The following is a 13,988-nucleotide window of genomic DNA, read 5'->3' on the forward strand; positions in this document are numbered from 1 at the left end:
GGAATAAAATTCAAGCTTATTTTTGTTTTAAACAATTTAATTAACAATATAAAAAATTAATATATTGTAAATCAGTATTTTATATTTTTGTTTAATCTTTACTTTTTATGTTTCTTAATTTTCAGAAAGGATCTCGTCCAATACTTCAATTATAATTTGGCAACCTTCTTGGATTTCTTCCTTAGAAATTGTTAATGGTGGAGTGATTCTAACCGCACAACCTTCAAACAAAAGCCAAAAAAGTATTAATCCTTTATCTTGACAACGTAAAACCACTTGATTTGTTGTTTCAGCATCTTTTGTCATCGCAGCTAACATTAAGCCTTTACCTCGAATTTCTGTGATTAATGGATGCACTAAAAGACTTCTGAATAGGTGTTCTTTTTCAATAGCTTCTTGCATTAAATTAGTTTCTGTTAGTTCTTGCAAAGTTGCTAAACAAGCCGCTGCAATTACTGGGTGCCCACCAAATGTAGTAATATGTCCTAGTTTTGGATTATCGCTAAGTAAATCCATCATTTCTTCAGAAGCAGTGAAAGCACCAACAGGCATTCCAGAACCCATTCCTTTACCCATTACAACAACATCTGGAATAATATCATAGTTTTGAAAACCGAATAATTTTCCTGTACGACCAAATCCAGGTTGAATTTCGTCCAGAATCATAACAGCTCCAACTTTAGAACAACGTTCACGAACTTTTTTAAGAAAATCATTTTGCGGTTGAATAAATCCTGCACCACCTTGAATGGTTTCTAAAAGAATTCCGGCTGTCTTTGTAGTTATTTTTTCTAAATCAGTTTCGTTATTGAAAGTAATGAAATCTACATCTGGAATTAAAGGTCTGAAAACTTGTTTGCGTTCTTCAAAACCCATTACACTCATGCTTCCCATTGTATTGCCATGATATGCATTATGACATGATATCAGTTGGCTTCTTCCAGTAACTCTTCTTGCTAATTTTAGAGCGCCTTCAATGGCTTCAGTTCCAGAATTTACCAAATAAGTTTTTGTTAGTGGATAAGGAAGGTTTTCGGCTAATAATTTGCATAAATCTGTAGCTGGTGATTGTGCATATTCCCCATAAACCATTACATGCGAATACTTGTCTAACTGATTTTTAATAGCATCGTTAACTCTTTTGTTCTGATGACCCAATGTACACGCAGAAACACCAGCAACAAAGTCTAGATATTTTTTCCCATCAGTATTATAAATATAAGAGCCAAAAGCATGAGAAATTTCCATCGCTAAAGGATGGGGTGTTGTTTGTGCTTGGTATTTATAAAAATCGGTTAACATTTTTTGTGTAGATTAAAAGGTTAAAAGTTTATGAGGTTAAAAGAGTTTGTGATTTGTTAATATTTTTTTTTGATTTTTTAACACAGATTAATATATCTCACTTTGTGTAAAAGATACTTTATTTTTATGGATGTATTACTAAATTTCTTAGATTTTTATTCTAAATTCAGCATTCTTCTTTATGAACACTGTCAACTTAATACTGATTTATTCTTTCTTCTTTGGATTATTTTTATCAAAATCTATAGTTTCTTTTAAAATGTCCATTGGAACATTTTCTTCTGCATTTTTCTTAGTTGTTTCTTTTTGAACATTGGCATCTATTGCTAATTCTTCGGCAGGAAAAATATCGTCTTTAGACTTTATTTGTTCTTCTCCACGCCAAATAAAACCTCTAAGTTTTCGTGCATTTGGAGGCAATTCATCATCTGGAAGTGTTTCGCTCTTTACATTATTTAAGGCTTTGAATTGTGTAATTTCTTCATTTTCAAACTTTAAATTAAAAGCACTACAAACTTTTTTGTCAATACCTACAAATTCATTTTCTTTGGTGTAGATGTAATATATGGATTCGCAATTTTTTGTGATATCTACTTCGTATAGTTTATTATCTCTAAATTTCCCGTAAAGATTTTGACCTTTAATTTGATTGTAACCATCTACACTAAGGGTGTCTTTTTGAATTAGAAAAGCGTTATTTAGAACTTTTAATGAATCTAATTTTTCTGTTGAATTATTTCCAATTAAATGCATGACGTCGCCTGTCATTTGTCCGTTAGTACTCCAAATTACTGGTTTTCCGATAAGTTTAGTTAAGGCTGTTTTGTTATTGGAATGCAACGAATCACATTTTCCACTCATGTCTGTTTTAAAGAATCTTACATTATTGAAAGCTCTAATTATTCGGTCTTCGGGTGGACCTGTAACCATGATTTTTTTTCCATGCATGTACATAGAATCTTTTTCAACCAAAGTAACTACAAGTGCTTTTTTTGTAATGAACATGGAATCATTTTTAGTCAAAGTGTTTCTGTAAACTTCGGCATAATGACCTGTTGCAATTAAATCGTTAATGGTATCGGTAATTTTGACATTATTTTCGGCTCTAGAAAAATTTTTCTTTCTGTCGTAATAAATATCATCACCCTCTATTTTTCTGCTGTTGTAAACGATATATGAGTTTTTTTTGAGTTTTCCAATGTCGTTTGTTGTATCGTAAAAGCCGTTTTCAGTATAGATATAATCATTTTTACTGGTAATTGTGGAAGGTCCAAATACATAAGCATGACCAGAATTATCGTAATAATCCAAATGATTTGTTTTTATGGTACTTCTGGGGTTTGTAACTGTTACAGCAGTTTTAAAAGAATACTTTTTTTCGTTTAAATAGTATCTTCCCGATTTACTTTTTAGAATATTATCTTTGTTAGTAATTGTTCCGTTACTATTGTAAAAAGCTTGCTGAATTTTTCGGTTAAAGAAAATGGTATCTGTTACTAAATTAGATTGAGGTGAATTTAAAGTTACATTTCCTGTAGCATAAGCAACTTCTTCATTTCCGTTGTATTCGGCATATCTACTGTTAAGAAAAATAGTGTCACCTTGAACTAATTGTACATTACCAAAAGCTTTAACGTAATTTTCTTCAGTAAAATGGTAGGCTTTATTACAACTGATTTTTACACCATTATGCAAAACTCTGACATTTCCAGAAAACACGACTGCTCCGGGAATTTCTTCCTGATTTTTATCAATAAAATCGGCATATTCAATGATGATTTTTCCAGAATTTTCTTGAGCCCAAAGGTTTAAATTAGGAATTAGAATAAATAATATTATGTAAATGTATTTTTTCAATGGATTGAATTTTGTGCCAAATTTAATTAAAAAGTATATAAGCTACTTTCAATTAAGAAAGATTTATAAATAAATATGCTTTTAAACAGAAATTTCACGAATTAACACCTATAAAACAGTGTCAATTTGTGAAATTTATGATTTAATGAATTCTAAATTCGGAATTCTAGTTTTTTACAATTGTTTGTTTTCTATCAGGACCAACTGAAACAATTTTGATAGGAACTTCAAGTTCTTTTTCAATGAATTCGATATAGTCTTTTAGTTCTATTGGAAGTTCATCATAGGTTGTCATTTTTGTTAAATCAGCTTGCCAACCTTTCATTTCTGTATAAACTGGTTCTACATTTTCAGGTTCAATGTTGTAAGGAAAATGAGCAATTTCTTGACCTTTATATTGGTACGAAGTACATATTTTTAAAGTATCAAAACCTGACAACACATCACCTTTCATCATGTAAAGTTCTGTAACACCATTTACCTGAACGGCATATTTTAGCGCTACTAAATCCAACCAACCACATCTTCTAGCTCTTCCAGTAACAGAACCGAATTCGTTGCCAATTCTGGCCATATCTGCACCTACTTGGTCAAACAATTCTGTTGGAAATGGTCCGCTACCTACACGAGTTGTATAAGCTTTAAAAATTCCGAATACTTCTTTCACTTTGTTGGGAGCAATTCCTAAACCAGTACAAGCACCAGCGGCTGTTGTGTTTGATGAAGTTACAAAAGGATAAGTACCAAAATCTACATCTAAAAGTGACCCTTGAGCACCTTCAGCTAAAATAGATTTTCCTTCTTTTAATGATTTATTTAAAAATTCTTCAGAATCAATAAATGTTAATTTTTTTAATTGATCAATAGCAGCGAAGAATTCTTCTTCCATTTCAGCTAGATTATATTGTAAATCAACATCATAAAATGCAATCATTGACTCGTGTTTGTCTGCTAAAGCTCTGTATCTTAATTTAAAATCTTCTAATTCAATATCACCAACTCTAATCCCGTTTCTACCTGTTTTGTCCATATAAGTTGGTCCAATACCTTTTAAAGTGGAACCAATTTTTGCTTTTCCTTTTGAAGCTTCAGAAGCAGCATCTAACAATCGGTGCGTTGGTAAAATTAGGTGTGCTTTTCTAGAAATAATTAATTTAGATTTTACATCCATATTAAATTTTTCTAAACCTTCTAATTCTTTATGAAAAACTACTGGGTCAATTACAACACCATTTCCAATAACATTAATGGCATTTTTATGAAAAATTCCAGAAGGAATAGTTCTTAAAACGTGTTTGATTCCGTCAAATTCTAGTGTGTGTCCAGCATTTGGTCCACCTTGAAATCGAGCAATGATATCATATTTTGAGGTAAGTACGTCAACGATTTTCCCTTTTCCTTCGTCACCCCATTGTAATCCTAATAATAAATCTACGGTCATTTTGTAAATATTTGTTGTGTGCTGTTTGAATTTCGTACAGACAAGTCGCGACTTGTCTGTAATTTATTTGTTCGCAAATTATCTATACGTTATTTTTATTTGTTTATTGTGTTTTTTTTGTGGCATAAAAGTATAAGGAATGTGTTTGAATATCAATTCCGAAAATTTCTTCCATAGTTTGTTTGATTTGTTGAATTCTTGGGTCACAAAATTCAATCACTTCACCAGAGTCGGTTAAAATGATGTGATCATGTTGTTTGTCAAAATATGATTTTTCATAATGCGCTTGATTTTGGCCAAATTGATGACGACGCACCAAACCACATTCTAACAACAATTCTATGGTGTTGTAAAGCGTTGCTCTACTAACACGATAGTTTTTATTTTTCATTTTGATATACAAAGATTCTATATCAAAATGTTCAGTTGATTCATATATTTCTTGAAGAATAGCATATCTTTCTGGAGTTTTTCGATGTGCTTTTTCCTCTAAATATTTTGTAAAAACGTTTTTTACAACTTCTTGATTTGTATTGTTTTCCATTTGATGTTAATCAGAAATGCAAAGATACTTATATTTTTAAAATATTTGTTTTACATGTGCATAGGTTATTCAAATTTATTAACAATTGGTATTGGTTTTTTAGTTTTTGTAGATTCGAGTTACTTTTTCAATTCCATCTACTTTTTTGATATTTTCTATGAGTTTTTTCAGGTTGGAATTATTGGCAACAATTACTGTTATTTTACCATTAAATATTCCGGCATCACTACTCAATGAGATGTTTTGAATGTTAACATGCATTTCGTTAGAAATTACCTTTGTAAGTTCATTGGTTAATCCTAATGTATCCATTCCAGTAATGTTAAGAATAGCTCTAAATTCTTCTTGGTTCGAATCTATCCATTTTGCTTTTATAATTCGGTATGCATAATTGGACTGCATGCTTATGGCATTTGGACAATCTTTTCGATGTACTTTAATGCCTTCGGTTATGGTTATAAAACCAAAAACAGCATCACCTGGAATTGGATTACAACATGTGGATAATTTGTAATCAAGTTTTTCTTGTTCTGTACCAAAAACCAATAAATCATATTTTTTAGAAATATCTTTTTTAGAAACTTGATTAGTATTAGAAGAAGGCGATCGATTAATTGTCTTTTTAAAGAAATTAACTAAAGTATTGCTTTTTTGTGCAGCATAATCTTTTAATCTTTGGTTGTCAATGGCACCAATACCTATTTTGTAAAATAAATCTAAACTGGTTTGAAGTTTAAAGAAATTTACCAATTCATTTACGGTGTTTTCGTTTAAAGTGATTTTAAGATGTCTAAGTTTTCTGGTAAGAATTTCTTTTCCGTCTTCAGCAATCTTTTTGGTATTTTCGTTTAAAACGTTTCTTATTTTGTTTTTTGCTCTAGAAGTTGTTACGTAATCTAACCATTGATAACTAGGTTTTTGATTCACAGAAGTAATAACTTCTACTTGATCACCACTATTTAATTCGTAATTTAAAGGGACTAATTTTCCGTTGACTCTTGTTCCTCTAGTTTTACATCCTATTTCTGAATGAATGCTAAAGGCAAAATCCAATGAAGTTGCTCCTTTGGGTAATGATTTTATGTCTCCCGTTGGTGTAAAAACATATATTTCTTTGGCGTATAAATTCAACTTAAAATCTTCTACAAAATCCACAGCACTTTCGTTATTATTTGCTTGATTTTCAATAGCTTCTTTCAGTTGATTTAGCCAAGTTTCTAAACCATGTTCTTCTGTATCAGCATTTTTATATTTGTAATGAGCTGCATATCCTTTTTCTGCAATTTCATCCATTCGTTCGCTACGTACTTGAATTTCTACCCAACGTCCTTTTGGTCCCATTACAGTTATATGCAAAGCTTCATAACCTGTAGATTTTGGTGAAGAAATCCAATCTCTCAAACGGCTTGGACTTGGTCGGTAATGATCCGTAACAATGGAATATATTTTCCAGGCAAGAAATTTTTCTTGACTTGTAGTTGATTTATAAATAATTCGTAATGCAAATTTGTCATAAACTTCATCAAAAGTCACATTTTGAGCCCGCATTTTTCTTCTAATAGAAAAGATAGATTTTGGTCTTCCCTTCATGGAAAACTCGATATTTTCTTTGTCTAGGGATTCTTTTAAAACGTCTGAAATAGATTTAATGTACAAATCTTGTTCTTCCTTGGTTTCTTTTATTTTACTAACAATTTCTTTGTAAATTTCAGGTTCAGTATATTTTAAACCCAAGTCTTCCAATTGTGTTTTAATGTTATATAAACCCAATCTGTGAGCCATTGGAGCATATATGTATAAAGTTTCAGAAGCTATTTTGGCTTGCTTATAATCGACCATGCTCTCCATGGTTTGCATGTTATGTAATCTGTCGGCAATTTTGATTAAAATTACTCTTACATCATCATTTAATGTAAGCAACATTTTTCTGAAGTTTTCGGCTTGCATCGAAATGCCTTGATCTGTTTTTACCTGACCAATTTTAGTAAGTCCTGCTACTAATTGAGCTATTTTTGGATTAAATAATTTCTCAATATCGTCTACAGTAATTTCTGTATCTTCAACAACATCATGCATTAAAGCAGCGGCAATAGAGGTAGCTCCTAATCCAATTTCTGAAGCAACTATTTTTGCAACAGCTATTGGATGAAAGATATAAGCTTCTCCAGACTTACGACGTTGATCTTTATGTGCATCAACAGCAACATCAAATGCTTTTCTAATCAGCTTTTTATCAACCACAGATAAGTTTTGATAACTTATACGAAGTAACTCTTTGTATTCTTGAGCTATAGCTTTATTTTCTGCTTCTATTTCTATTTCAGTCATAATCTTGATTCTGATTTACTAAAATTATAACAAAGTTATTTATTCTGCAAGGTTTTTAGATAAATCTTTTTGAAACAAAAAAATCCCAAATTAATAGGATTTATAAAACTGTTATATATAATTGTTTACTTTACAGGTTCGACAGTATATCCCTCTTTTATTAAAAGATTGATGACTCCGTTTTCACCAGCTAAATGTCCAGCTCCAAACGCAAAAAAAGTGGGTGTGCTCATTGCTTTTTCGATGATTGGTATCCAGTTTTTATTTCTGTTGGTTAACATTACATCATTATAATCTGACATTAATTTATTGTCAGAAGACAACATTACTTCAAGCATTTTAGAAATGTTTTCACTTTTGTAGATTTCCTGTAGTTCTTTCATTTCTGCTTTATCTTTTTTTAGGTTGTCTTTAACAGATTTCATTAACTCATCTATTTGCACTTGATAATCAATGTCGTCAAAAATTTTCATTTGTTCATGAACTAATTCTAATCCAAAAATCGCTTCATTTTGTTTTTTTGAAATTTCCATCAACTCCAAATCAACGGCTTTCATTTCACAATCTAAAATTTTTGGATAAAACATAGAAGAAATAAAAAAGGGTTTCAAATTGTTTAATAGTGATAAATCATAGCCCAAATTTTCTTTAAGAAATACGTTTAAAGTTTTTTGATCTTCTTCTGATAATAATGATTTTAATGTAATTCCATCTTTCATCATCATTAATTTCATCATTTCCATTTGAAAATTTGGCTCATCCATATCTAATTCTAAATACATTTGAGTAGTTTCTTCTAAAGCTTTGTTAACATCTTCATCAAAATTAACTTCACAAACTACATGCATAGTTCCATATAAATAAGAAGGTGTTTCAATATTTTTTCCTGAAACTTTCCAAAGTAAAGTGTTTTCTAAATCTTGAGCTTTTGCTATATAACTTATAGCCATCATTGTAAAAAGTAAAATAATTCGTGTCATAATATTACATTTCAAGTTTTTTAAGTTCTTCGTAATTGTTGTAGAGTCTTTTTAATAATATTCCGTAAATCAATTTGTAAAACAACCACATTAATAAGGCAAAAACTGCTATAAATGCTAATGTGAATAAAAGGGATAAAACAATAAATAAAGTTTGGTGACCACTGGCTACAACTTGGTTATACATTTTAATGAATTCAGGGTCAAAATTGAACTGAATAATAGGCATTACAATCGCAGTAAATGAGGTATAAATGATTATGATTTTGATGTAGGTTTGAACCGTTTTCCTTGTATCTAAGATGTTTTTTATTAAACTTTTAATAGATTGATTGGCATTTATTTTTTTATAATTCAGATAGAATTTTATCATGAAATATCCTAAAATAAAATAGCTTAAAATTTCTAATACGATTAAAATATGGTATTTATCCATTGAATTGAATTTTATCATATTTTCATTATTTCTCAACGATAAAGAGGCGATAATATACAATAAAAATTCACCCACACTTATCATAAAAATCCACTTCACAATTGAGGAAGATCTTTTGTGAAGCATTCCATAAATTTCTTTTTCTGAAACTTGATTGAAAGCATGGTCTTTTTTCTTCCAATCTTGTTTTAATATTTCTAATTCATCCATAGTTACGGATTTAATAATTTTTTTAATTTTCCTTTTACTCGATTCATTTTTACTCTTGCATTTACTTCACTAATTCCTAAAGTTTCCGATATTTCTGCATAATCTTTATCTTCAAGGTATAAAAAAACCAATGCTTTTTCAATGTCATTTAATTCATTTACAGCACTGTATAGGAGTTTTAATTGTTCTTCTTCTTCAAAATTATAATCTTCTTGTTTTACAAAATGATAACTTGTATCAAACTCAATAGTAGTGATGGTGCGTTTCTTTTTTCTGTATAAAGTTATTGCAGTGTTTAATCCAACTCTGTATGCCCATGTGGTAAATTTAGAATCTCCTCTAAACTTGGGAAAAGCTTTCCATAATTGAATAGTAATTTCTTGAAATAAATCTTTATGAGCATCTTCATCAGTAGTATATAACCGACAAATTTTGTGGATTATATTCTGATTTTCCTTTAGTTGTTTAACAAAATTAGCTTCTGTAGATGCATTCATGCCTTATAAGTATCTGTTTTTATAAAGTTGTTACAAAAATAGATTTATTTTACACATATATATAAGGTATAAAAAAGTTTGAATCTGTGACTTAATTTAAATTTCTAATTATCTTTGTAACGCAATAAAATTAAAAATGAATATACCTAAAAGTAGTAATCCTAGAATTGTAATAATTGGTGGTGGTTTTGCAGGAATTTCGTTAGCAAAAAAACTAAAAAATAAAGCAGTACAAGTTGTTCTTGTTGATAAACATAATTATCACAATTTTCAACCTTTGATGTATCAAGTGGCTACTGGTGGTTTGGAACCTGATTCTATTGCTTATCCTATTAGAAAAGTAGTTCAAGAATATGAGAATTTTTATTTTAGATTGGCTAACGTAAAAGAAATTGATACAGATAATAATGAAGTTATTTCAGATATTGGAAATTTAAAGTTCGATTATTTGGTGATTGCTACAGGTTCAAAGACTAATTTTTTTGGTAATAAGGAAATGGAACGTAATTGTATGGCAATGAAAACCATTCCACAATCATTAAACATAAGAAGTTTAATTTTAGAAAATTTTGAACAAGCGCTGTTAACTAATGATATTGAAGAACGTCATGGATTAATGAATTTTGTTTTAGTTGGTGGCGGTCCAACAGGAGTTGAATTGGCTGGAGCTTTAGCAGAAATGAAAAAAGCGGTTTTACCAAAAGATTATCCAGATTTAGACGTTAGAAAAATGGAAATCAACTTAATTCAAAGTGGTGATAGAATTTTAAATACGATGAGCGAAAAATCGTCTAAAGCAGCAGAGGATTTTCTTACCAACTTAGGAGTTAATATCTGGAAAAATGTCAGAGTTACAGGTTATGATGGGAAAATAATAACAACCAATTCGGATATTGTTTTTGATAGTGCTACTGTGATTTGGACTGCTGGAGTTCAAGGAGCTTTACCAAGTGGATTAAAAGCCGAAAGTTTTATTGAAAAAGTAGAGCGCATAAAAGTAGACGGTTGTAATAGGGTAGAAGGCTATAAAAATATTTTTGCTGTTGGCGATATTGCTGTTATGAGTTCAAAAGAGTATCCTAACGGACATCCCATGATGGCTCAACCGGCTATGCAACAAGGAAAACAATTAGCAGAAAACTTAATTCGATTGGTTCAAAAAAAGGAATTAATACCTTTTGAATATAAAGATAAAGGTTCCATGGCTACCATCGGAAGAAATAAAGCAGTTGTAGATTTACCTAATTTTCATTTTCATGGTGTTTTTGCTTGGTTTGTTTGGATGTTTGTGCATTTATTTTCTTTGATAGGATTCAAAAATAAAGCGGTAGTTTTTCTAAATTGGGTATACAATTACATTCGTTTTGATAGAGAAGCCAGATTAATCATTCGACCTTACAAGAAAAAAGAAGTTGTTAGTTTTACTTCAGATGAAGTGTAAATTAATCATAAATCAAATATTTTTTACGAATTTCCATAAATTGATTTAAACCATCTTCCCATGATTTTCTGATATCTTTTTCAGAAATTCCTTGTTCAATTTGATTTTGCAATAGTTTAGTTCCTGCAAGTTTTACAAAAAAGGAATTAAAAAAGGCTTCTTTATTTGGTGTTGAATTGTAAGCATCAATTAACCATTTTATTTCTAATTGAGTCACTTTTTTAATTTTCGACAAATCTTTTCCATAACAAAGAGTACCATTATGCAAAGGGTCTTTAGCGCCTTCATTAGGTTTTGGTGTAAATTTATAATTGCTTTCTACTAAATAAGGAGAACCATAAATTTGAAATTGCTTCTCTGTTCCTCTTCCAACACTAACATTGGTGCCTTCAAATAAGCATAAACTTGCATATAAATTGATAGCTTGTGCATTTGGAAGATTTGGCGAAGGTTTTTCAGGCAAGTCATAACTCATAGTTCTACTATAATTCAAACAAGGAATAATTTTTAAATCACAAGTCATTTCGTCTTTCAACCATTTTTCACCATTAATCATTTTGGCATATTCTCCAATAGTCATTCCGTGAAGTATCGGAATTGGGTGCATTCCTACAAAGCTTGTATATTCTTTTTCTAAAATTGGCCCATCAACAATAGTTCCATTCGGATTTGGCCTATCCATTACATATAAAGGAATTTTTTTTTCAGCACATGCTTCCATTATATAATGTAAAGAAGATATATAGGTGTAAAATCGAGCACCCACATCTTGCAAATCAAAAACAAGCACATCAATGTTTTCTAATTGTTCTTCTTTAGGCTTTTTATTGTGACCATATAATGATATAATAGGTAAGCCAGTTTTAATATCTTTTCCGTCATTTATCAATTCACCAGCATCAGCTGTTCCTCTAAAACCGTGTTCAGGAGCAAATATTTTTTGAACAGGCAATTTGTTTTCAAGCAACCAATCTACTAAATGCATCGTTTGAGTAGCTGATTTGTTGTAATATTCTAAATCGGAATTTATCGAAGGATTAAAATTCACCAAACTTGATTGATTAGCAATCACACCAATATTTTTGTATTTTTTTAAAACAGGTAAATAAGTACGCCAATCATCTGCACCAGTTTTGAATTTCTGTTCTACGCTTTTAGATGCAATTAATTTTGTTTTTGGACTGGTACTTTCTGTTTTAATATTATAGGTTCCACAAGAGGTAACAATAAATAGAAAACTTAAAATTATAATTAAATATCTCATTATATATAGGTCTGATAAATATATTAGCGAAATTCATGTATTAAATGTAAATTTGAACACAAAAGTAAAGCCAAAATTGAATTTAGAATATTTTATTTCAAAAAGATTAATAACTACTAAAAGTTATAAAAGTAGTATTTCTTCACCAATTATAAAAATAGCAATCACTGCAATTGCCATTGGTATTATAATGATGATTGTTTCTGTTGCTACAGGAATTGGTCTTCAAAACAAGATTAGAGAAAAGGTTGCCGCATTTAACGGACACATAATTATTTCTAATTTTGATAACAATCAATCTGAAGTTTCAAAAGAGCCAATATCCATCCATCAAAACTTTTATCCTAAATTTAAAGCTATTGAAGGAATTTCTCACATTCAACCAGTAGCTAGTAAAGCGGGAATTATTCGTACAGATAAATCATTTGAAGGAATTATATTTAAAGGAGTTAATAAAGAATATAATTTTCAAAACATACAAGAATATATTGTCGAAGGAAAAGTTCCCAATCTTAAATCGAAACGTACCGAAGAAATAGTAATATCTCAACATATAGCAAATCGTTTAAACCTAAAGTTAGGTGATGTTGTGCAAACCTTTTTTTTAAAAGAAAGCGGTAAAAAGTACAATCAAATCGGATTTACTATTGTCGGATTTTATAATTCAGGATTACAAGAATTTGATGCTACTTATATAATAGGTGATTTGCGTCATATTCAAAGAATGAATAACTGGGAAGAAGATGAAATTGGCAGTTTTGAAGTTTTTATAAATGACTTCAATGAAATAGCACAAAAAGGGGAAGAAGTTTACAACGAAATTCCACCTACCTTTAATAGTATGACAATTCAAGAAAAATATTATAGCATTTTTGAATGGTTAAAATTGTTCGACACCAACATTCTAATCATTTTAATAATAATGATTATTGTTTCCACTATTAATATTATTGTAGCATTGTTAGTTCTTATATTAGAAAGGACTCAAATGATTGGAATATTAAAAGCATTAGGAGCAAACAACTGGAACATTAGAAAAATATTTTTGTACAATGCCTTTCATTTAATCGTAAGAGGATTGGTAATTGGTAATATTGTAGCCTTACTATTATTATTTATTCAAAAATATTTTAAACCTATAAAATTAAATCCTGATAGTTATTACGTTTCAGAAGCAGTAGTTGATATAAATATACTTCATATACTAGGTTTAAACTTTGGAACAATTGTCATTTGTCTTTTAGTTTTATTAATTCCTTCTTACATAATTACCAAAATCTCTCCTATAAAAGCAATTCATTTCACTTAATTATTGAATTTAGAGCGAATGATTTGTTTAGTTTTATGGTTTTAGTTTCCCGCTATTCATTATATCTTTTCTTTTTTTGTTCAAAAAATAAAAGGATGCCATTTCTATCGGGGCTATTGGAAAGATTTTTTGGGATTTATTTATAGGTTTTAGGCTTTAGGAGTACTTGTTTTAGGGGTTACGAGTTTTCTAGTTATTAACAATTGTGTAAATAAGGCGTTTTAATTTGAGATGGTTTAGTGTTTGTTTTAGTTGAGTTATTTGTCATTATGTATTGTTAAATGGTGTTTAAAGTAGATTCGTAGTAATTGGGTTAAAAATAATTTAAAATGTAAATAGCACAAAACCAAGGTGCTAAATAAAAAAGCAAAAAAAAGAA

11 protein-coding genes are annotated in these 13,988 nt (G+C 29.7%); 2 read left to right on the forward strand and 9 right to left on the reverse strand.

Translation table 11 applies throughout. The features are described 5' to 3' along the window. Positions 1–114: 114 nt before the first annotated feature. From ACTF56_RS04880 to ACTF56_RS04915, 8 genes are all read right to left on the reverse strand, one after another. On the reverse strand, positions 115–1,302 hold the full coding sequence (locus tag ACTF56_RS04880) for an aspartate aminotransferase family protein (RefSeq protein WP_438965792.1): 1,188 nt from the start codon (positions 1,300–1,302) through the stop codon (positions 115–117). 207 nt (positions 1,303–1,509) lie between these two features. Next, a complete protein-coding gene (locus tag ACTF56_RS04885; protein WP_438965793.1) occupies positions 1,510–3,159 on the reverse strand; it encodes an OstA-like protein in 1,650 nt (549 codons plus the stop codon). A 166-nt stretch (positions 3,160–3,325) separates the two neighbouring features. Continuing rightward, positions 3,326–4,600, reverse strand: a complete 1,275-nt coding sequence (locus ACTF56_RS04890; RefSeq protein ID WP_438965794.1) for an adenylosuccinate synthase — start codon at positions 4,598–4,600, stop codon at positions 3,326–3,328. A gap of 103 nt (positions 4,601–4,703) precedes the next feature. Further along, the gene (locus tag ACTF56_RS04895) at positions 4,704–5,144 is read right to left on the reverse strand and encodes a Fur family transcriptional regulator (protein ID WP_438965795.1); all 441 of its coding nucleotides are present in this window, start codon (positions 5,142–5,144) and stop codon (positions 4,704–4,706) included. Between the two features lie 99 nt (positions 5,145–5,243). Further along, positions 5,244–7,472: a RelA/SpoT family protein gene (locus ACTF56_RS04900; protein ID WP_438965796.1), complete on the reverse strand. Its 2,229-nt coding sequence runs from the start codon at positions 7,470–7,472 to the stop codon at positions 5,244–5,246. A gap of 125 nt (positions 7,473–7,597) precedes the next feature. Beyond that, positions 7,598–8,452 (reverse strand): TraB/GumN family protein, encoded by an 855-nt coding sequence (locus ACTF56_RS04905; RefSeq protein WP_438965797.1) that lies wholly within the window; start codon positions 8,450–8,452, stop codon positions 7,598–7,600. 4 nt (positions 8,453–8,456) lie between these two features. Next, complete coding sequence (locus ACTF56_RS04910) at positions 8,457–9,098, reverse strand: hypothetical protein (RefSeq protein WP_438965798.1); 642 nt, start codon at positions 9,096–9,098, stop codon at positions 8,457–8,459. Between the two features lie 2 nt (positions 9,099–9,100). Continuing rightward, positions 9,101–9,595, reverse strand: coding sequence for an RNA polymerase sigma factor (locus ACTF56_RS04915; RefSeq protein ID WP_438965799.1), 495 nt, complete (start codon positions 9,593–9,595; stop codon positions 9,101–9,103). A gap of 136 nt (positions 9,596–9,731) precedes the next feature. Between ACTF56_RS04915 and ACTF56_RS04920 the strand changes: the two genes are divergently transcribed. Beyond that, entirely contained in the window at positions 9,732–11,036 is a 1,305-nt protein-coding gene (locus tag ACTF56_RS04920) for an NAD(P)/FAD-dependent oxidoreductase (protein WP_438965800.1), read from the forward strand. 1 nt (position 11,037) lies between these two features. On the opposite strand, the gene ACTF56_RS04925 is transcribed toward ACTF56_RS04920, so the two are convergent. Next, positions 11,038–12,300, reverse strand: a complete 1,263-nt coding sequence (locus tag ACTF56_RS04925) for an exo-beta-N-acetylmuramidase NamZ family protein (RefSeq protein ID WP_438965801.1) — start codon at positions 12,298–12,300, stop codon at positions 11,038–11,040. A 76-nt stretch (positions 12,301–12,376) separates the two neighbouring features. Here ACTF56_RS04925 and ACTF56_RS04930 point away from each other — a divergent pair, with 76 nt between their 5' ends. Next, positions 12,377–13,609: an ABC transporter permease gene (locus ACTF56_RS04930; RefSeq protein ID WP_438965808.1), complete on the forward strand. Its 1,233-nt coding sequence runs from the start codon at positions 12,377–12,379 to the stop codon at positions 13,607–13,609. The last annotated feature ends 379 nt before the right edge of the window (positions 13,610–13,988 follow it).

Origin of the sequence: Flavobacterium sp., from assembly GCF_965657075.1 — a bacterium.
GTDB lineage: Bacteria > Bacteroidota > Bacteroidia > Flavobacteriales > Flavobacteriaceae > Flavobacterium.

Bases quoted from the DNA above. Each gene is read 5' to 3' on its own strand.
- ACTF56_RS04880 (WP_438965792.1), bottom strand. From the start codon at position 1,302: ATGTTAACCGATTTTTATAAATACCAAGCACAAACAACACCCCATCCT.
- ACTF56_RS04890 (WP_438965794.1), bottom strand. From the start codon at position 4,600: ATGACCGTAGATTTATTATTAGGATTACAATGGGGTGACGAAGGAAAA.
- ACTF56_RS04895 (WP_438965795.1), bottom strand. From the start codon at position 5,144: ATGGAAAACAATACAAATCAAGAAGTTGTAAAAAACGTTTTTACAAAA.
- ACTF56_RS04900 (WP_438965796.1), bottom strand. From the start codon at position 7,472: ATGACTGAAATAGAAATAGAAGCAGAAAATAAAGCTATAGCTCAAGAA.
- ACTF56_RS04905 (WP_438965797.1), bottom strand. From the start codon at position 8,452: ATGACACGAATTATTTTACTTTTTACAATGATGGCTATAAGTTATATA.
- ACTF56_RS04910 (WP_438965798.1), bottom strand. From the start codon at position 9,098: ATGGATGAATTAGAAATATTAAAACAAGATTGGAAGAAAAAAGACCAT.
- ACTF56_RS04915 (WP_438965799.1), bottom strand. From the start codon at position 9,595: ATGAATGCATCTACAGAAGCTAATTTTGTTAAACAACTAAAGGAAAAT.
- ACTF56_RS04920 (WP_438965800.1), top strand. From the start codon at position 9,732: ATGAATATACCTAAAAGTAGTAATCCTAGAATTGTAATAATTGGTGGT.
- ACTF56_RS04925 (WP_438965801.1), bottom strand. From the start codon at position 12,300: ATGAGATATTTAATTATAATTTTAAGTTTTCTATTTATTGTTACCTCT.